The organism is Paenibacillus sp. FSL M7-0656, from assembly GCF_038003225.1.
GTDB lineage: Bacteria > Bacillota > Bacilli > Paenibacillales > Paenibacillaceae > Paenibacillus > Paenibacillus amylolyticus.
On record NZ_JBBOOT010000001.1, the window covers coordinates 2,858,936 to 2,877,705 of the forward strand.

At 46.9% G+C, this 18,770-nt stretch carries 16 protein-coding genes; 9 read left to right on the top strand and 7 right to left on the bottom strand.

Translation table 11 applies throughout. From position 1 onward, the window contains the following. The first annotated feature begins 46 nt into the window (after positions 1–46). The 3 genes from MHI01_RS12705 (at position 47) to MHI01_RS12715 (ending at position 2,445) form a co-directional block, all read left to right on the top strand. On the top strand, positions 47–697 hold the full coding sequence (locus tag MHI01_RS12705; protein ID WP_340983250.1) for a peptidylprolyl isomerase: 651 nt from the start codon (positions 47–49) through the stop codon (positions 695–697). Positions 698–1,180: 483 nt separating this feature from the next. Continuing rightward, a complete protein-coding gene (locus MHI01_RS12710) occupies positions 1,181–1,444 on the top strand; it encodes a YqkE family protein (protein ID WP_076251319.1) in 264 nt (87 codons plus the stop codon). Between the two features lie 206 nt (positions 1,445–1,650). Next, entirely contained in the window at positions 1,651–2,445 is a 795-nt protein-coding gene (locus MHI01_RS12715) for an SDR family oxidoreductase (protein WP_036612094.1), read from the top strand. 137 nt (positions 2,446–2,582) lie between these two features. On the opposite strand, the gene MHI01_RS12720 is transcribed toward MHI01_RS12715, so the two are convergent. Next, positions 2,583–3,344 (bottom strand): YwaF family protein, encoded by a 762-nt coding sequence (locus MHI01_RS12720; RefSeq protein ID WP_340983251.1) that lies wholly within the window; start codon positions 3,342–3,344, stop codon positions 2,583–2,585. 457 nt (positions 3,345–3,801) lie between these two features. Between MHI01_RS12720 and MHI01_RS12725 the strand changes: the two genes are divergently transcribed. Continuing rightward, positions 3,802–4,776, top strand: coding sequence for a ring-cleaving dioxygenase (locus tag MHI01_RS12725; RefSeq protein ID WP_076251315.1), 975 nt, complete (start codon positions 3,802–3,804; stop codon positions 4,774–4,776). A gap of 149 nt (positions 4,777–4,925) precedes the next feature. Here the strand turns inward: MHI01_RS12725 and MHI01_RS12730 are convergent, their stop codons facing one another. The 3 genes from MHI01_RS12730 to MHI01_RS12740 form a co-directional block, all read right to left on the bottom strand. Next, positions 4,926–5,633, bottom strand: a complete 708-nt coding sequence (locus tag MHI01_RS12730) for a stalk domain-containing protein (RefSeq protein ID WP_340983252.1) — start codon at positions 5,631–5,633, stop codon at positions 4,926–4,928. 269 nt (positions 5,634–5,902) lie between these two features. Further along, positions 5,903–6,748, bottom strand: coding sequence for a hypothetical protein (locus tag MHI01_RS12735; protein WP_340983253.1), 846 nt, complete (start codon positions 6,746–6,748; stop codon positions 5,903–5,905). Between the two features lie 198 nt (positions 6,749–6,946). Then, positions 6,947–8,224: a methyl-accepting chemotaxis protein gene (locus MHI01_RS12740; RefSeq protein WP_221819020.1), complete on the bottom strand. Its 1,278-nt coding sequence runs from the start codon at positions 8,222–8,224 to the stop codon at positions 6,947–6,949. 293 nt (positions 8,225–8,517) lie between these two features. Here MHI01_RS12740 and MHI01_RS12745 point away from each other — a divergent pair, with 293 nt between their 5' ends. Further along, positions 8,518–9,951 (top strand): aspartate ammonia-lyase, encoded by a 1,434-nt coding sequence (locus MHI01_RS12745; RefSeq protein WP_307414688.1) that lies wholly within the window; start codon positions 8,518–8,520, stop codon positions 9,949–9,951. A gap of 119 nt (positions 9,952–10,070) precedes the next feature. Here the strand turns inward: MHI01_RS12745 and rpoN are convergent, their stop codons facing one another. Both rpoN and pruA read right to left on the bottom strand, forming a co-directional pair. Further along, positions 10,071–11,375 (bottom strand): RNA polymerase factor sigma-54, encoded by a 1,305-nt coding sequence (gene rpoN / locus MHI01_RS12750; RefSeq protein ID WP_307414689.1) that lies wholly within the window; start codon positions 11,373–11,375, stop codon positions 10,071–10,073. A gap of 128 nt (positions 11,376–11,503) precedes the next feature. Then, complete coding sequence (gene pruA / locus MHI01_RS12755; RefSeq protein ID WP_340983254.1) at positions 11,504–13,051, bottom strand: L-glutamate gamma-semialdehyde dehydrogenase; 1,548 nt, start codon at positions 13,049–13,051, stop codon at positions 11,504–11,506. A gap of 250 nt (positions 13,052–13,301) precedes the next feature. Between pruA and MHI01_RS12760 the strand changes: the two genes are divergently transcribed. The 4 genes from MHI01_RS12760 to MHI01_RS12775 all read left to right on the top strand — a co-directional run bounded on the left by MHI01_RS12760 (position 13,302) and on the right by MHI01_RS12775 (position 16,465). Then, on the top strand, positions 13,302–14,225 hold the full coding sequence (locus MHI01_RS12760; protein WP_210109584.1) for a proline dehydrogenase family protein: 924 nt from the start codon (positions 13,302–13,304) through the stop codon (positions 14,223–14,225). Between the two features lie 171 nt (positions 14,226–14,396). After that, positions 14,397–14,954, top strand: coding sequence for a MarR family winged helix-turn-helix transcriptional regulator (locus tag MHI01_RS12765; protein WP_047841886.1), 558 nt, complete (start codon positions 14,397–14,399; stop codon positions 14,952–14,954). 126 nt (positions 14,955–15,080) lie between these two features. Next, positions 15,081–15,560 carry a hypothetical protein gene (locus MHI01_RS12770; RefSeq protein ID WP_340983256.1) on the top strand — a complete coding sequence of 160 codons (480 nt, stop codon included), beginning with the start codon at positions 15,081–15,083 and terminating at the stop codon, positions 15,558–15,560. Between the two features lie 29 nt (positions 15,561–15,589). Beyond that, positions 15,590–16,465, top strand: a complete 876-nt coding sequence (locus MHI01_RS12775) for an SDR family oxidoreductase (RefSeq protein ID WP_340983257.1) — start codon at positions 15,590–15,592, stop codon at positions 16,463–16,465. Between the two features lie 368 nt (positions 16,466–16,833). Here MHI01_RS12775 and MHI01_RS12780 read toward each other — a convergent pair whose 3' ends face one another. Next, positions 16,834–18,531, bottom strand: a complete 1,698-nt coding sequence (locus tag MHI01_RS12780; RefSeq protein ID WP_340983258.1) for a beta strand repeat-containing protein — start codon at positions 18,529–18,531, stop codon at positions 16,834–16,836. Between the last annotated feature and the right edge of the window lie 239 nt (positions 18,532–18,770).

Sequence of the window (18,770 nt, forward strand, 5' to 3'; positions counted from 1 at the left end):
ATTTGGAGAAAATATATAATGCAGAGATGCAAGGAGGAACGTTTTCATGTCTTTACGGTGGAAAAAAACAACCGCAGTATCGCTCGTTCTTGCGATGCTGCTTATCGTCATTAGTGGTTGCGGACGCCCTGCAACCAGTGCCGAGCAAGCGCCGGTCCCGGCCGCACCTGAAGGTCCAAACCCGGTGGCTACCATTGAGATGCAGGATGGTAAAAAGATCGTTATTGAGCTCTATCCCGAGATTGCGCCCAACACGGTGTATAATTTCATTTCCCTTGCGAATAAAGGGTTCTATGACGGCCTGATCTTTCACCGGGTCATTCCGGGCTTTATGGTTCAAAGTGGTGACCCAAATGGTAACGGTTCGGGCGGCCCGGGATACACGATTAAGGGCGAATTTACATCCAACGGTCACAAAAACCACCTGAATCATACTCGCGGAGTTATTTCCATGGCACGAAAAGATGGAGATCTGGATTCCGCAGGCTCCCAATTCTTCATCATGTTAGCTGACGCGGATCATTTGGATAATGCCTATGCTACTTTTGGAAAAGTGACCGAAGGTATGGAAGTTGTGGATAACATTGCAGCTCAGAAAATAGGTGAAGGTGACAAACCCGTTACGGATCAAGTTATGAAAAAAGTTACGGTAGACACCCACGGTCTGAAGTATCCAGAACCGGTAAAAATGCCTTAATTAACTTCCTTTCCAAACGGATAATAATCCATGGTTATGACTTGAAAGGAACTCTAAACAAACAAAAGCTCTGTCCTGTGCGTATCTCGCAAGGCAGAGCTTTATTTATTGATTTTAATGATAGCGGTTACATATATGACTTTATAAAAAATGACCTCTTCCGGCATCATCCTCAATACATCCATCCCATCAAACGTAACCAGCCGATAATCGCAATCCATAACGGGCAGCTAAAGGCAACGCCCCATGCAAGCCCTTTCAGTAAACCACGGTTTACTTCCACGAACAACGACTCCTTTCTCCAGGGAATAGTCGCAGTATCGGTAATAGTATATGATTTTATACCCGTTTTCATTCGTCACGCAACCCTCGTTTTCCTGCTTTTGTTCCGGAGATTCATGGAATGCTTTACGGGAACCTGATATACTATGACTACTGTACGATAAATGGAACCTGATTCATGTTTGGAAAGGAGATTTTCCTATGGCAAAATCCAAAAAACGCACTCCTGCTCCCAAAGCAGCAGTAGCACAGGATAAACCCACAACACTGAAGGATCTGCTTAGCAGTGATGTGCTGGAGAAGCTGAAAGCTCAGGCGGATGAAGCGAAGGCTACTGAAGCGGCTCTTAAAGAGCAGGAACGTCAGCAAGCAGAAGAAGCTCGCCAAGCGGAGCAGAAGCGCCGAGATAACGATTTCGAATATTTGCTCAATAACAGTGCAATGGACTGGAAGAAACATAAGTAAGCCAGGGCATGACCTAAGGATGTCTTCTATCACACATGCCAAAATAATATTACTGCAGACAGATCATGAAGATGATCTGTTCAAAGAACAGGGCCGCATTGCGGTCCTGTTCTTTTTGATATATACACATATGATTCACGCATCTTGAGCCGGGTATGTTAGAAGTAGAGCGTACAACGATAATCTAACTCTTGGAGGGATCAGAGATGACAGAACAACGTTTGGAAGGCAAAGTCGCGATTGTAACCGGAGGTGGATCCGGTATTGGTCAGGCTACTGCTATTCGATTCGCCGAGCATGGGGCCAAAGTGTACATGCTGGATCGCACACCCGAAAATGCGGAGGAAACCAAGCAGACGATTGAAAAGGCTGGTGGAGAAGCGTATGTGATCGAATGTGATATCTCCAAACCGGATAATGTGCAGAAGGCGATCAATCAGGCTGCGGCTGAAGCGGGTAAACTGGATATTATATTTGCAAATGCAGGCATTAACGGAACAATGGCCCCGATTGAAACGATGGAAATCGAGGACTGGGACCAGACGATGGAGATCAATATGCGAGGAACCTTCGCAACCGTAAAATATGCTATTCCCCATCTGAAAGAACATGGCGGCAGCATCATTATCACCAGTTCCATCAACGGTAACCGGGTCTTCTCAGGGATCGGTTTCTCTGCATACGCTTCCAGCAAAGCGGGACAAACTGCGTTTACCAAGATGGCTGCACTGGAGCTGGCTCGTTATAAGATCCGTGTAAACGCCGTCTGCCCAGGTGCCATCGATACCAATATTGATGATAATACCTATCCGTCGGATGATCTGAAAGAAGTACAGATTCCCGTTGAATTCCCTGAGGGTCATGAACATCCGCTTAAGGGCGAACCCGGAACGTCGAAGCAAGTCGCAAACCTCGTCCTGTTCCTCGCTTCCGATGAAGCCTCTCATGTTACAGGTACACGAATCTATGTGGATGGTGCGGAATCTCTGCTCCGTGGATAAAAATATAAAGATAAGTTGGTCCCTTCCAGGGACAACGCCAAAACATCCCGTAAGCAATCTGATCCGTTCAGATTACTGCGGGATGTTTTATATAAAGAGTTTATAATGCGGCGCAGGCGCAACTACTAGGATTATCCCTATACCGCGGAGCTTTTACCTTTTTTCACACGATGCTTCAACCGATCTGGAATGGCAAAGAGCAAAATGTACATCAGCGAGAACAAGACTAATGCAAGGATCTCTTCCCCAAGGATGTACATGGGATACGGACCTAGCACATCCAGCACCGAGGGTGTACTCGGTTTGTGTCTCAAAAACATGTAATTCGCGTCAAGCATGACATCTACAACGTATACGATTAGTGCTGCCACATTCACAAATATCGTCGAACCTGCTACAGATCTCCAGCTAGGTCGCAGCTGTTCCACCCAGGTCATGTAGAGTAAAGCCAGAATAATGCAGGCATGAGCAACGAAAAATTGAATGAATCGAAAATGTGCATAACCATAACCCAGATTAGGCGTAAGGATCGCCATAAGGGCTCCAGCAATACCTGCAAACAGCAGTGCAGAATGTAACAGTCGACTGCGTGTTAACAGTAACAACGCCGATAATAGCAGAGACAGACTGCATAGTTCGAGTGGCAGTGACGTCTGCAGGCTCCATATCCCTCCATACACATACCAGAGTTGCAACACGATTTCACAGGCAAACATGATACAAGCCAGAACAATTCGCAGTATGCGGCGTGCCCTCTCTGACCATGATCGAAGATGGTGTCGAAGCAAAAACATCAGTACAATCAATGCTGTAATTACGCTAATTGAAACGATATGTGAAGTGGAGAACAGGATAAACGGCTCTGCATCATAAGGGTCCAGCCATGTTGGATACGCCATGAATCTCTTCTCTCCTTTACAAGGATCTCACAAACAGTATCTCTCTTTAATGTTAACTTTTTCATTTTGCCATTGAATGAAAGTACTGTCCAGTTGGAATTCTAAATAAGCATTGTAATTTAAATATCTTTATGTTAAGATAAATTCAGAAACAAAACAAACGAAAAGTTAGTAACTTTCTTAAAAAAGAATAAATTAAAATAAACTCAAAAAATGTTCAACTGAACTTTTACACGATAACGGAGAGGACAGAAATAACCTGAAGAAGCAGAGCGTTCGCCTAAAAGCTTTCTGAAAGAAAGCTACATCGGAAGCATATGCTATCCCCGGATTTCCCCTTTCAAAAAAGGAGTCAAAAAATCTGGGGATAACAGCGATCGGAAGGTTGTTCTGTCATCGGAGTGCCAGTGTAAATAATCCTTAGTTGAACGTATAACCTAAATTAGGAGGAATTAATATGCAAATCAAAGGACTTCACCACGTATCCGCTCTTACAGCACATGCCGATCAGAACTATCGTTTCTACACCAACATCATGGGTCTGCGCCTCATTAAAAAAACGGTCAACCAGGACGACGTGTCCGTCTACCATCTCTTCTATGGCGATGAAAAAGGCAATCCGGGTACCGAACTTACCTTCTTCGAGATTCCGATGGCCGGACAGACTCGTGAAGGGGTGAACAGCATATCCGGAACGTCACTGCGCGTTCCAAGTGATGCAGCACTGACTTACTGGCAGCAGCGTTTTGACGAATTCGAAGTCCCACATGGAGAGATTGTTGAACGGGGTGGTCGTGCCACGCTTTCGTTCACAGACTTTGAAGGACAACGTCTGATTCTGGTCTCGGATGAAAACAACACAGGTGTCGCTGGTGGTAAACCATGGGATCAGAGTCCTGTGCCTGCCGAGTATGGCATTGTAGGTCTTGGCCCTATCCATCTTACGGTAAAAGATGCTTCCCTTACCGCTCCGGTTCTTACAGAATTGCTCGGTTTCAGAGCTAAAGGAAGTTACCCTGCCTTTACTCCAGGTCAACCTGATGTACTCGTTTTTGAATCCGGTGAAGGTGGCAGCGGCTCCGAGGTGCATGTTGAGGAACGGAATGACCTTGCCCAAGAGCGTCCTGGACGTGGCAGCGTACACCATGTTGCATTCCGTGTGGATAACGAAGAAGAACTGAAACAATGGGTGGAACGGGTTCGTAACTTCCAATTCCCTAACTCCGGTTTTGTAGATCGCTTCTACTTCCGCTCCCTGTACTTCCGTGAAGCAAACGGTATTCTGTTCGAACTTGCAACTGATGGTCCGGGATTTGATACAGACGAAGAATTGGAGCATCTGGGTGAATCGCTTGCTTTGCCTCCATTCCTTGAAGGTCGCCGCGCCGAGATTGAAGCCAATCTCAAACCGCTGGATACCGTCATTCGTTAATATTCGTAACAAAAAGAAAATAAAAACGATGTTCACCAGGCAACTCTGAATACCGGATACGGTTCAGGAATCGCCTAGTGAATCATCGTTTTTTTATGTTTATGCTTGTCTTGCCCCTTCTGTAAGGTCGCAAACTTGCAGATTGTGTTTTACTTCGTCAGATACGATGTTGTGAGCGGTACAAACAGAGCCGAACCCGGATCTTCAGATACAATCTCTACATAGACAGCGTCTGTACCTTTAACATCCACATCTAGACTCATCATACCGCTTTCTGGAGTGATATTGAACTTTTTGAGTGTCGCGAGATCCTGATCATAGATATGAATCTCCTGATTTCCTTTCAGCGCGGCAAGTTCCAAGTGCAGAGAAGAATACTTTTTACCCGTATTAATCTGGATATCATCCCCCTGTTTCGTAGGATCATTATGCAGATAAACATCCTTGTAATCCTTGCCTTTATATGTGGTATCCTTAGGATCTTTGGTGTGCCAAGCGGTAGATCCCAGTACGGATGTTCCAAGTGCACTCAGCGTTACTTTTCCGTTGGTTACGGGCTCAGATCCATTCTTTCCGCCAATCAGGACGGATGAAGTTGCACTGTCATAAGTGATCTCTGTCCCAAGCAAGGATCCCACAGCACGCACAGGCAAATAAGTCGTTCCGTTGTAAGTGATAGGCAACACTGTTTTACCATTGGCATCTTTGGCTGTCACCGTGGCACCATTCATTTTTAGCGTAATCTTGCTGTTCAGATAGGCTTTAATCTGTTCCAGTCCTGTTGCTGCGAGTGCACCTGTTCCGATTCCAAGCGTTAATGTGCCTACCATCAAACCCAGTACAACCTTTTTCTTCATCAAAATCCCTCCTGAATGTTAAAATGATTCGTCCTTTATACATTTAAACGACTAAAGCGATAAAGTCAATTGTTTCCTACGTTTTTAGTACACTGTGCCTATTTCCGGGCAGCACAAAACGAGGCTGTATGTCCCGATTTTTTTTCAGCCTCGCCCTGTTTCCCACTGTCCGTATACGGAGTAAGGAAGATATTCTTGTCAGATGTTCACTTAACTCCACACTCGAGAACTTTCAATTCCCGCTGTATTACGATATCAACATGACGCCATTAATCAAAAGTTTCATAATATTCTTCTTCATACACTTCCATACTGTACTTCAAATCTACGGCCTTCCACTCGCCATCTTGATACTCATAAGTGAATGTCAGATCACCCGCATATAAAGCCGCACCGTAAGATCCTGCTGCTGATACGACAAGCTGACCATCTTCTACACTGTAATAGGTTACTCCACCGAATCCCAACTCTTCGTTATATACGCCGCCACTTGTATCTTCCTCAATCCGTAAAGGTTCTGCTTGAACGCCATCAACGGCGACATCAACATCCACGCGGTCTGATCTAACCGTAACTTTTGACTTCACATGCTGTTTCGCAATCTCATCCAGAGATTGCATCTTCATCTCCTCCAGCGTTACCGGATTAATGATACGTGCTTGTCCCAAATAAATACCTGTTCCATGACCTTCCGTGTACAGAACAATAATTTCTTTCTGGCCGTCTCCATTCAGATCCAGCTCGTGCACTTCGGGTTTGTAAGACCCACCTTCTCCCTGCCAATCACTAAATTCTTGCGTTTTACCGTCCACTTCTAAAATCATTCCGTTATATATATAACCTGAACCCTCAACTTTCATAGGGTATAATCTGACGTTCTTATTCTCTGGAGCTACCGAAACATATTCCTCTTTCACGGGAATGGATTCCTGTGTTGTCTTCGCTGTGTCATGCATTTTATCTATATTGGAAGCCTCGACCACTGCGGTCTGGCTGGATTGATCATCTATATTAAGCTGTTTTTGCGATTCATTCATGGTTCTGGCAGCCGAAGTTGTACTAATCGTAGCTACCGCCAAAATAATCATCAGCAGGATACCTGTCCAAGTTTTCAATATACTGGGCTCCTTTATCTGTTGTGATAATCCTATTATATCTTCATTTATCGCCTGCAAGTTGCGAATTTGTTAATCTTTCATAAAATAATCTTTACAAATTTCCGTTTTCACGAAAGAACGTTCGGCTTTAACCAGAATAAGCAAATTCTCATGCCAAAACTTTTCTTCAAAAACAAAAAAAATCCCGAACACAGCTTAAGGCTGCATCCGGAATGCTTTGGTTTTGTCTAATAACCGATCGGTTAATTGTCTCAGTTCTTCCGCCGAGGATGAAATCTCCTCCATGATGGCTGTCTCTTCGTGTGCGGCATCCATAATTCGTCTCGCCTCATCCGAGAACGATCCGGCTTTCCCCTGGATCTTCTTCACATGACCGTGCGTTTGCTCCACGCGACCAGTCTGTTCTGCGATCTTGGAACCGATATCATGCGCACCCTTCATAAATACTTCCACTGTGCCTGTCAGCTCATGCAACGTCTGATCCACAGAGATGGTCCGCTCCGATTCATTGACCACGAGACCATGCTGCTCATGAGACAGTTGGGCTGTCTCCCTGATCCGTTGCTGCACACGACTTATCAGCTCATTAATACGATGTACCGATTCCTTACTTTCGTCTGCCAGCTTGCGGATCTGCTGCGCCACGACTGCAAATCCAGAACCCTCTTCTCCAGCTCGTGCAGCCTCAATAGAAGCATTCAGGGCAAGTAACCCTGTTTCCTCAGCAATGTTTTTGACAGAATGGGTAATTACCTCGATATCGGAGGCTTCCTTCTCCAGCAACAGCATAATGTCGCGGGAACGATTGTGCGACTCGGCCAGCTCGTCCATCCCCTTCATCAACGATGAGAAAGTCTGTTTGGTATGATCCACCGATCGTTCCATCTGACCGGACATCTCTGTCATGTCCATGGACTGGCTATGCATACGCTGGAAATCGTTCAGCATCTCATCCGCAGTGATCAGAGATTGATGGGAAGTGACCTTCTGCTCTTCTACGCCTACCGCAATATGATCTACCGCATCCGACATCATCTCGATCTGTTCGGCAGCCTGGGTAATCGCTTCACTCAGAGACTGTGCGTTCTGTGAAGTCGTTCTTGTACTGTCTGCAATATCATTTACAATGCTTCGAAGGTTAGAAACCATTGCGCGAAAAGCATCATATAATACGGTAAGTTCATCCTGCGTGCGTCGCTGCGGAATTTCGGTTGTCAGATCACCCGCTGACACCTGCTGTGCAGCCCGGGACAGGTGAACGATTGGACGAGTCAGCCAGCGTGAGGCAAACCATCCCAGAATCCCGTTCCAGCATACTCCCATGATCAAAATAATCGATATGTATACCCAATTCGGAATATCTAATGTAATCCAGTCTTTGACAAAAAATATAAAAAAGCCGCTAGTTCCGTAGGTAATAATCGAAATCAGTACCAGACCTGCGACAGTCTTTGCTCCTAAAGTCCATTTCATGTGCGCACCCCGTAGTCCTTTTTTCCTATTTTACCAATCAAGTACCAAATTTCATGTGATATACATCACTGAAAACGTTCTATTCCTCCCATACTTGCCGTTCATGCATGACTTCTCTACCATAAAGCGCATAATGTATAAGACAAGCTTGGATATCCCTAATTTTATTTATTATCGGCACAAGAGGTCAAATGATTTAGATTGGCATCCATTTTGCTTAAATGATATACTGAGTGCGCTTCAGCAACGCTGAAGCCGAACTATTTTTATTGATGCCACTGGAGGCGAACGAGATGTCTACTATGTCCACACGGACGGAGAAAGATTTTATCGGTGAAAAAGAAATCCCGGCTTATGCTTATTACGGAATTCAGACGGTACGGGCCGTGGAAAACTTCCCGATTACCGGCGTTCCGGTACACCGGGAGCTGATCACGGCTCTGGCTGCGGTGAAGAAGGCAGCAGCGATTACCAACATGGAGTTGAAGATGCTGCCGAGCAAGATTGGCGATGTGATCGTCATGGCAGCTGAAGAAATGATGAAAGGCCATCATCTGGATCATTTTATTGTAGACTCCATTCAGGGCGGTGCAGGCACCTCCATGAATATGAATATGAACGAAATTTTGGCCAACCGCGGGCTGGAACTGTTAACCAAAAGCAAGGGAGACTACTTCCATTGCAATCCCAATAATCATGTGAACATGTCCCAATCTACTAATGACGTGGTTCCTACAGCACTGCGCATTGCGGCGTATCAACTGTCGGAGACGTTACTCGCTACCATGAAAAGACTACAGGATGCGTTTCGTAAAAAAGAAGTGGAATTCAACGATGTGGTCAAGGTTGGCCGTACCCATCTTCAGGATGCCGTACCTATTCGCCTTGGACAAGAATTCGGAGCTTATGCCCGTGTCATCGGACGGGATATTGAGCGTCTTGAATTCGCCAATCGCCGCTTGCTTACCATTAACATGGGTGCAACTGCGGTAGGTACAGGACTCAATGCCAAACCCGAATATATCGTCAAGGTTACAGAGCACCTGTCTGATGTTACCGGACTTCCACTACAAACAGCTGAGGATCTCGTGGATGCAACGCAGAACACAGATGCCTATCTGGAACTTTCAGCGGCGCTGAAGGTATGTGCGGTTAGCCTTTCCAAAATCTGTAATGACATTCGTTTGATGGCTTCAGGCCCGCGTGCAGGATTCAATGAATTGCGCCTACCACCGCGTCAGCCAGGTTCGTCCATTATGCCGGGCAAAGTCAACCCCGTTATGGCGGAAGTCATTAACCAGGTATCCTTCCAGGTGATGGGGAACGACCATACGATCTGTATGGCGTGTGAAGCCGGTCAATTCGAGCTGAATGTCATGGGCCCAGTTATTGCGTTCAACTTGCTGCAATCGCTGAAAATTATGAATAACGGCATCGATGTTTTCACGCGTTATGCAGTTGAAGAGATGGAAGCTAACCGTGAGCGCTGCGAATTAATCATGAACCAAAGTTTCAGTATGGTTACGGCATTGAACCCGCACTTGGGTTATAATGTGGCAGCTTCCATCGTGAAGGAAGCGCTCAAGACTGGACTTTCCTTACAAGAGATTATTTTGGAACGCGGATTGCTGACACCGGAAGAACTGGAAGAGATTCTTCATCCGGAACAGATGACTACACCAGGGATTGCCGGAGAACACTTCCTGCGTAATATGGAACGATTGTAGGTAATCAGGAAAACTGTGCAGCAATCCAAACACGAATAATTAACAAGAACCCCCACAGACCGTTTATCCGGTTTGCGGGGGTTCTTGTATTCAGAGATGATAAGACGCCAGTTATTCGATTAAGCCCACCGTTTACGCTCAAGGGAAGGCAGAATCTGAAGTTCCTCCCTGTACTTGGCAACCGTTCTGCGGGAGATGACAATTCCCTCCTCGGCGAGCAGTGTGGCCAAATGACGATCCGAGTAGGGACGCTGAGTCTGTTCCGTGCGAATGATTTCTTTTAATCTACGTTTCACCGCTGAGGCAGATGTTTTATCCCCTGACGTTGTGCCGATTCCCGAGGCAAAGAAAGCTCTGAGTTCATATACACCATGCGGAGTGTCAATGTATTTACCGTTCACCGCACGACTTACCGTTGATTCATGCATGCCAATCTTCTCTGCAATAACAGCCAAATTAAGCGGTTTTAGCGCGGATGGGCCTTTGACCCAAAAGTGCTTCTGCTCTTCCATCACTGCCGCCAGCACACGCACTAAAGTCCTGCGCCGCAAGTGTACACTCCGAATGATAGCCCTCGCCTCTGCCACGCGGGTAGACCAGATTGCGTCCGGAGCCTCTTCCCTGATCCAGCGGAAGCACGCTTCATTCATCGATACACGAGGGTTACCTGCTGCATGCAGGCTAAAATGGGCCTCACCGTTACGCAACCTGACAATGGCATCCGGAATAATGTAATGTGGCCGTTCTGTACATCCGATGGATCGACAGGGCTTGGGGTCCAGACGTGTAATATAGTCATAGGCAGTCTGAGCTTCCCGTGAAGTCATACCTAATCGACTCCCTGTTCTACCTGGGTGAAAAGGAACCAGTGCTTCCAATCCCGCTTCCACCATACGTTCAGCGTACTGAATAGCCAATGGATCACGTCTAATCTGGAGCAACAGACATTCTTGCAGATTCCGCGCTCCTACACCAGCAGGGTCCAGCGATTGGAGAAGCTCCAGTCCCGCTGCAATCTTGCTCATCGAAAGCTCAAGTGTTGCTTGCACCTCTGCCAGTTCAACCGTCAGATAACCATCATCATTAACGCACCCTGCCAAATATACGGCCATATTTTCCAATTCATCTGGAAGTGTCATCACCCGAATTTGCGCAATCAGCAATTGTTCCAGAGTAGGTTCGGCACCTTTGGCCTGAAGCAACGGATCATAGGAATCATACCTGCGCTGATCCATTCTCCGCGGAATCCGGGCGAGAGGCGCAGCTTGTTCTTCCAGCTCAAGTACTGGATTTTCCTCCGCCGCATCCAGCAAGTAACGGGTCAGATCCTGGCCAGACATGGTTAGCAAATGAAAGGATTGTTTCATCTCCGGCGTGATGGACAGCCGAATACGTTGTTCCTGTACCAACTGAACACCTAACATCCGTTACCCTCCTTATGCCTTCGGCAATAAGCATCTGTGTTTCTTATACGAACAAAAGGATTTGCAGGGATAATAGCATACTATTCAAGCGAATGTAAGAAGTTTTTAGTTGGATTATGAGTTTCTGTCTAGTATTTCTCCGACACCAGCTTCGCCTGGGTAAACAACAGCAGATAGTCTCTTCCACCTGCCTTGGAATCCGTGCCTGACATGTTAAATCCGCCAAATGGATGTGTGCCTACCAGTGCTCCGGTACATTTCCGGTTGAAATACAGATTACCCGCAAAGTATTCGCGTCTTGCCTGTTCCAGATGTTCACGATTACGTGAGATCACCGCGCCGGTCAGACCATAGTCTGTATTATTGGCGATATCCAAAGCATCCTGGAAAGATTCTGCTTTGATGAACGCAAGCACAGGTCCAAAAATCTCATCCTGAGCAATCCGGGCTTTGGGATCCACATCGGCAATTATGGTTGGTTCAATGAAATAACCTTCAACGTTCCCTGTACCGCCACCGTGCATAAGCCGCCCCTCACCCTTGCCGATTTCAATATATTCCGTGATCTTCGCATAGGCCTTGTCATCGATAACGGGCCCAACCTGACTGCCAACTTCAAGCGGACTACCCATCGTCAGTTTCTGTGTCCGTTCAATCACTTTTTGCAATACTTCATCATATACATCCTTATGAATAATGGCACGGGAACACGCCGAACATTTCTGTCCTGAGAAACCAAATGCCGAAGCGGTAATGGACTCTGCCGCGAGTTCCAGATCACTGTCACTGTCTACTACGATGGAATCCTTGCCGCCCATCTCTGCAATAACCCGTTTGATCCACTTCTGACCTGGAGCTGTTCGTGCTGCACGTTCATTAATTCGCAGTCCCACATCTCGGGAACCAGTGAAGCTGATAAACCGGGTGAGCGCATGATCCACGAGATAATCACCCACTTCACTGCCTGGTCCTGGTAAAAAGTTCACAACGCCATCCGGCAGACCAACTTCTGCGAGCAGCTCCATAAACTTGGCGGCAATCACCGGAGTTGTACTTGCTGGCTTTAACACCACCGTGTTGCCAGATACCAGTGCAGCAGAGGTCATGCCTGCCATAATTGCCAGCGGGAAGTTCCAAGGTGGAATAACAACACCAACGCCCAGCGGAATATAACTCAGTTCATTATCTTCTCCTGCAATCCGCACGAGGGGCTGCGGTTCACTCAGTCGCTGCATATCCCGTGCATAGAATTCCATAAAATCAATGGCTTCCGCTGTATCCGCATCGGCTTCCGGCCAAGTCTTGCCGGCTTCATAGACCATCCATGCGGAGAATTCATGCTTGCGACGGCGCATAATGGCAGCTGCTTTGTATAGATAACGAGCTCGTTCATTCGGGTCAGTATGTTTCCATGTGTGGAATGTCTCCGCTGCTGTCTGAATGGCCTTTTCGGCCAATTCCTGATCTGCCTGATGGATCGTTCCGACAACTTGATTCTTGGCTGCGGGGTTCACGGAAGTTAACGTGCGGCTGCTTGTTATTTTTTGCCCACCAATAATAATCGGGTATTCCTGCCCAAGTTCAGCTTCTACCTGACGAAGTGCGTCTTCAAATGCTTCCTGATTCGCCTGGACTGCAAAAGGTGTGAATGGTTCGTTAACAAAAGGGATATTCATCAATGATTCCTCCTTCAGGATGTGGGATTCGCTGGCTGCTCGCCTGAATTATTTTGCATGTTACTCATCACCAAATATATGTAGCAAAATCCGTGCCAACTCCGGTTGGGATTGAAATATTTTTCGCTGAAAAATAAAAAATATTGAATCTTGCTGGTTCTGGCACGCTTCTTGCTTCTAATTAGGGATAAAAAGCATGATTTAACCGAGTTGGATCGAATGATGCACAATGCCGAAGGAGGAAACGAAAATGAGTGTGGGAACGGAAATATATCGCAAAACCTTATTAACCGTGGCAGGCAACAAAGCTGTAGAGAACCTGTCCATTAGATATGGTAAGAAGCTGGCAGGCAAGTTTATTGCAGGAAACACCTTGGAAGAAGCTCTCGAAGAGATCCGCATACTCAATAACAAAGGCATTATGGCTACGCTCGATCATCTGGGTGAAGGCATCACCCGCCTGAGCGAAGCGGCATTGTACAGGGATGAGTATGTACGCCTGGTAGAAGGCATTGCACGTGAAGGCGTAGACTCCAACGTCTCGCTAAAACCAACCCAGATGGGCCTCGCACTTGACCCGGAAGAGGGTTACCGAAATATCCGTACCGTTGCCACACAAGCCAAATTACATGATCTATTTGTTCGAATTGATATGGAGGATAGTCCATTTACTCAAGCAACGCTGGATATTGTCCGAAGACTGCACTCGGAAGGACTGCATAATACAGGCACAGTATTGCAAGCCTACCTGCATCGCACCGAAGAAGATACACGTGATATGATTCGGGAAGGTATTCGGCTTCGGCTGGTTAAAGGTGCTTACAAAGAACCCGGATCAGTCGCCTATCAGAATACTTCTGAAGTCATTCATCAATTCAAAACGATGATTCGTAATCACCTCGATCAGGGTGTGTACACTGCGGTTGCCTCTCATGATGATCACATCATTAACTGGACGAAACAATACGCCAAGGATCGGGGAATCTCGCCGGATGCCTTTGAATTCCAGATGTTATATGGTCTGCGCATGAGCGAACAGGAACGTCTCGCCAAAGAAGGTTATCGCATTCGCTGTTACGTACCTTATGGCACCATGTGGTATCCGTACTATACTCGCCGTTTGGCCGAAAAACCGGCTAATCTCTGGATGGTCGTTAAGAATATGTTCCGATAGTTATTTTCCTGCTGGATCAATATTTATGAAAAAAGACAAAAGAAAACCATGTCGCCTCTTTTTTTCTGGGCACATGGTTTTTTGTGTACGAACACTTTACGAGAGCATCCAACTTGACGAATGGTCTAAACAAAAGTTGACAACTATATAGTTAGGCACCATACTATATGTATGGACAATCAAAACAAATCAACAACTGATATGTACCTCATCCCTTCGTTAGTACAAACGAAGCGTCAGGTTGATCGCTATCAATTAGACGTGGATGCACAAGCCGTGCTTGTCGCATCCAGACTGATGGTAGCAGGAGCCAAACTTGGGCATGCTGCAGAAATCCATTTCTCCAGATTTGGTTTATCGACAGGACGATATCGTCTGTTGGCAGATCTTGAAGATCACGAAGGAGAAGAACTGCCCTCCCAACTGGCGGAAAATCTGGGTGTAACCCGTGCTACCGTAACTGGTCTAATCGAGATTTTAGAACGCGACGGACTGGTTGCTCGTCGGACGAGTTCCGTTGATGGTCGTCAGAAGTCAGTCATTTTGACCGCCAAAGGTGCGAAGAAACTAACGGATATGGCTGCGGAACATTTTGCCAGACTGGAAGCGATGGTTGGATTACTTACGATCGAGGAAAGGAGTGTGTTTCTCAACCTGCTGGGGCGTGTAACACAAGGTATTGCTGCACTTACAGATGAGTCACACGACTTCTCCGAACCAAAATCCTAGGAGCATAACGAAGAAAGGTGAACCGGGCTAGTTCAACTAGCCCATTTTCATCGCCATATAGTTAGGCTCCTAATTACTTATAGATGAAAGCAAATCAGTGATTTCTAAACAAAAAGGAGTAGTGATATGGTTAACCTTAATGACCCCATTCATTCCGAGGAAGCTTATCCAAACCGAGCTGCTAATTCTCCCCCAAAACCTTTTGTGCTGTGGCGTGAATTAATCCCGGCCTACTTGTCTCCTGCCATCATGGCAAGCATCGGGGGAATCGTTACCGCTGATGAAGTCCTTCAGTTACGAGCTTTAACAACGATTGGAGGGGCGTCTCTGCTTATGGCTCTATGGGCCGGACTCTGGCTTCGTAACCGTAAGAACCGCACACGGTGGGTGGCAAAAGCCCCCCGAATCATTGTCGTGGGCTGCTTGGCACTTGCAGGCGCAGGGTTTGGCTTGGTGGCGGCGTGGGGGATTTCTAATGTATTGCAGATCGTAAACCCGAGTTCTTCATGGGCTTGGTTGGATCATATTGGGTTCGATTTTCCATTGTCCGGTGCAATAGCTTGTACGATCATGACATGGCGCTGGCGAGCTTACATTATCAAATAAACAAGTTCATTATAAGGAGAGATTGAAACATGATTACTATTATTGGAGCAACAGGCATGATTGGAAATGTACTTTTGAGACGTTTGATGGAAAGAGGTATTCCCGTTCGGGCAGTAAGTAGAAAGCCGGATAAGCTTCGTCAACAAATGGCGGACTTGGCGTTGTCCGGGATTGAAATCTGTGCTGCCGATGCAAATGATTCCGAATCCATGCGCAGAGCTTTGGCGGGTACCAGTCAACTATTTCTAGCGTTATCCAACAACCCTAAACAAGTGGAACTAGAGACATCCATTATTCAGATGGCTGCGCAAGAGGGAGTCAAGCATGTCGTCAAAATATCCAGCCCAGCATATGACGAACGTTCACCAGTAACTGTAGCAGGCTGGCATGAACAAATCGAGCAAGCTCTAGTGAAATCCGGGATGACATATACAATGCTGCGGCCCTATGCTTTTATGCAAAATCTGCTCCGACTCGCACCAACCATTACAACTCAAGATGTATTCTTCGGCTGCATTGGAGATTCCCCGTGCAACTTCATCGATTGCCGAGACATCGCAGATATTGCCACAGAAGTGCTGACTAGAGACAAACCAGTGAACCGCATCTATACGCTTACCGGTTCCGAAGCATTCACTTATGCACAGACTGCAGATAAAATGTCCACCCTGTTCAATCGTCCGATCGGATTCTTCAACCTCAAACCCGAGGAGCTTCGAACGGATCTGATCGAACATGGACAGATGCCTCCTTGGCTTGCAGACCACGTTGTGGAAATTCAGACGATGTCTTCCGTTGTGCCAGAGAAGCCGACGGATACGGTCCAACGCTTGCTTGGCAGAGCGCCGCGTTCACTTGATGCATTCCTGAGAGAACATCGAGATGCATTTAAACCAAGGCTGTAAACCAAGTTATACAATAACGAAAAGGGGCTCTCTCGCTCCAAGCGCTAACGACCCCACCGCATATTAAAGCGATAAACAAAAATGCTAAGTTTAACGAACTTCAGCGTTCTAGAGGATGGTTATGAGCTCTACAGGAATCCTAGCCGGTAATAATGTTTTTAATGAGAGAACTTAACTATTAATTAAGCTAAAGTCTAGCCACTCAAAAAGAGCGGCTAGACTTTATATTATGACTCTTTTAATGCGAAAATTATTAAAGTGAGAACTTCCCATGATTTGCGACCGAAGACTGTCAACCACTAATTATGAGATAGGACCACAATTTTAAATGTCTATTTTTCTGGACACACCCATTTATTATTTAAAAGTTAACCACTTAACTGTTGAATAAGAATAGAAGCATTAGCATTGGTCTGTGTTCCACCTGCTAGTGTTTGCAGACCAACAGCTGATGCGCTGGAATGATTCCGTAATGTCAGCACATCACCGGGAGCAGCCGTAATAATGACCATGCCTGGATTCGGTTGAGTCCCAGCTCCTGAACCATAGACACTGCCACCTACAGGGGCTCCGTTTTGATAAAGGGTGAATTGGTTTGCCTGCACACCTGCAACGTTGAAAAACACCGCATAGTCCCCGGCATTACCAATAATAATCGCAGCGGTATTGGGCGCATGAGTAATATTAGTAAGATTTTGGTTGCTGTCGAAGATTACATCCGCTTCAATAGCTACAGTTTGAGCTGAAGTATTAAAAATATAGGCATAAGAGGACAACCCTTGCCCTGCTGTACCGGTTGCTCCAGTGACACCTGTTGTTCCGGTAACCCCAGTGCTTCCTGTTACTCCCGTAATACCCGTGGCTCCTGTTACTCCGGTAGCCCCGGTACTTCCCGTTGCTCCTGTAACACCAGTCGCTCCTGTCACTCCAGTAGCTCCAGTGCTTCCCGTTACTCCAGAAATGCCCGTGGCTCCTGTCACTCCGGTAGCCCCGATACTTCCCGTTGCTCCTGTAACACCAGTCGCTCCTGTCACTCCAGTAGCTCCAGTGCTTCCCGTTACTCCAGAAATGCCCGTGGCTCCCGTAACACCAGTGGCTCCTGTCACTCCAGTAGCCCCGGTGCTTCCCGTTGCTCCCGTAACACCAGTGGCTCCTGTCACTCCGGTAGCCCCGGTACTTCCCGTTGCTCCTGTAACACCAGTCGCTCCTGTCACTCCAGTAGCTCCAGTGCTTCCCGTTACTCCCGTAACACCCGTGGCTCCTGTCACTCCGGTGGCCCCGGTGCTTCCCGTTACTCCCGTAACGCCCGTGGCTCCTGTTATTCCGGTGGCCCCTGTGCCTCCTGTTACTCCCGTAACGCCCGTGGTTCCTGTCACTCCGGTGGCCCCGGTGCTTCCCGTTGCTCCCGTAACGCCCGTCGCTCCTGTTACTCCGGTGACCCCGGTGCTTCCCGTAACGCCCGTGGCCCCTGTTACTCCGGTGACCCCGGTGCTTCCCGTTACTCCCGTAACGCCCGTGGCTCCTGTTACTCCGGTGACCCCGGTGCTTCCCGTTACTCCCGTAACGCCCGTGGCTCCTGTTACTCCGGTGGTCCCAGTGCCTCCCGTTACTCCCGTAGCTCCTGTCACTCCAGTAGCTCCGGTGCCTCCTGTTACTCCCGTAATACCCGTGGCTCCAGTGGCTCCAGTTACACCCGTTGTGCTCAGCGTTTCTCCCAATAACTCCTTGGATACCAATCGGTGAGCCGCGACTAATTCGCCTGCCGCATTTTTACCCCATACGGATATTTGTGCTTCTGGAGCAGCCGTGTCTGAGGTTGAAAATACAAACTCAAAAGCATCAAAATTCCCATTATAAACTTTGGTTATGACCTGATTAGGTGATACATTGAGCAGTTCTTCTACATATAATGTTCTGACTCCATTAAGGTAATAGCCCCGAAGAAGCACTGTGAACATTTCTGTCGCATTCCGGTTATCGATTTTGACCGTAACGGATTGAGTTGGTCGGATCCCCGTTATTCCTGAAATATTATTCTCAATGGGCCCAGTTGATAGAATCGCCATTTCATCACCCTCCTTCGATTGAATTCATTCATTTCAGTCCTTGGTATAGTATTATTCAGACGATACTTAATGGTGTGGACAAATTGAGAGTCAACATATAGAATCACTTAACCTGCCCAGTGAATGTGTTGAGATTAACGAACTGATACTGTCATGTTCATGAATGCTTCACTTTCGCTTCAGATTGAGAGCGTATTCTAGTTGTACAAAACAAAATTAACCACTATTTCCGATTGTCT

Bases quoted from the DNA above. Each gene is read 5' to 3' on its own strand.
- MHI01_RS12715 (WP_036612094.1), top strand. From the start codon at position 1,651: ATGACAGAACAACGTTTGGAAGGCAAAGTCGCGATTGTAACCGGAGGT.
- MHI01_RS12710 (WP_076251319.1), top strand. From the start codon at position 1,181: ATGGCAAAATCCAAAAAACGCACTCCTGCTCCCAAAGCAGCAGTAGCA.
- MHI01_RS12760 (WP_210109584.1), top strand. From the start codon at position 13,302: ATGAGTGTGGGAACGGAAATATATCGCAAAACCTTATTAACCGTGGCA.
- MHI01_RS12775 (WP_340983257.1), top strand. From the start codon at position 15,590: ATGATTACTATTATTGGAGCAACAGGCATGATTGGAAATGTACTTTTG.
- MHI01_RS12730 (WP_340983252.1), bottom strand. From the start codon at position 5,633: ATGAAGAAAAAGGTTGTACTGGGTTTGATGGTAGGCACATTAACGCTT.
- MHI01_RS12780 (WP_340983258.1), bottom strand. From the start codon at position 18,531: ATGGCGATTCTATCAACTGGGCCCATTGAGAATAATATTTCAGGAATA.
- rpoN (WP_307414689.1), bottom strand. From the start codon at position 11,375: ATGTTAGGTGTTCAGTTGGTACAGGAACAACGTATTCGGCTGTCCATC.
- MHI01_RS12765 (WP_047841886.1), top strand. From the start codon at position 14,397: ATGGACAATCAAAACAAATCAACAACTGATATGTACCTCATCCCTTCG.
- MHI01_RS12740 (WP_221819020.1), bottom strand. From the start codon at position 8,224: ATGAAATGGACTTTAGGAGCAAAGACTGTCGCAGGTCTGGTACTGATT.
- MHI01_RS12770 (WP_340983256.1), top strand. From the start codon at position 15,081: ATGGTTAACCTTAATGACCCCATTCATTCCGAGGAAGCTTATCCAAAC.
- pruA (WP_340983254.1), bottom strand. From the start codon at position 13,051: ATGAATATCCCTTTTGTTAACGAACCATTCACACCTTTTGCAGTCCAG.
- MHI01_RS12725 (WP_076251315.1), top strand. From the start codon at position 3,802: ATGCAAATCAAAGGACTTCACCACGTATCCGCTCTTACAGCACATGCC.
- MHI01_RS12720 (WP_340983251.1), bottom strand. From the start codon at position 3,344: ATGGCGTATCCAACATGGCTGGACCCTTATGATGCAGAGCCGTTTATC.
- MHI01_RS12705 (WP_340983250.1), top strand. From the start codon at position 47: ATGTCTTTACGGTGGAAAAAAACAACCGCAGTATCGCTCGTTCTTGCG.
- MHI01_RS12745 (WP_307414688.1), top strand. From the start codon at position 8,518: ATGTCTACTATGTCCACACGGACGGAGAAAGATTTTATCGGTGAAAAA.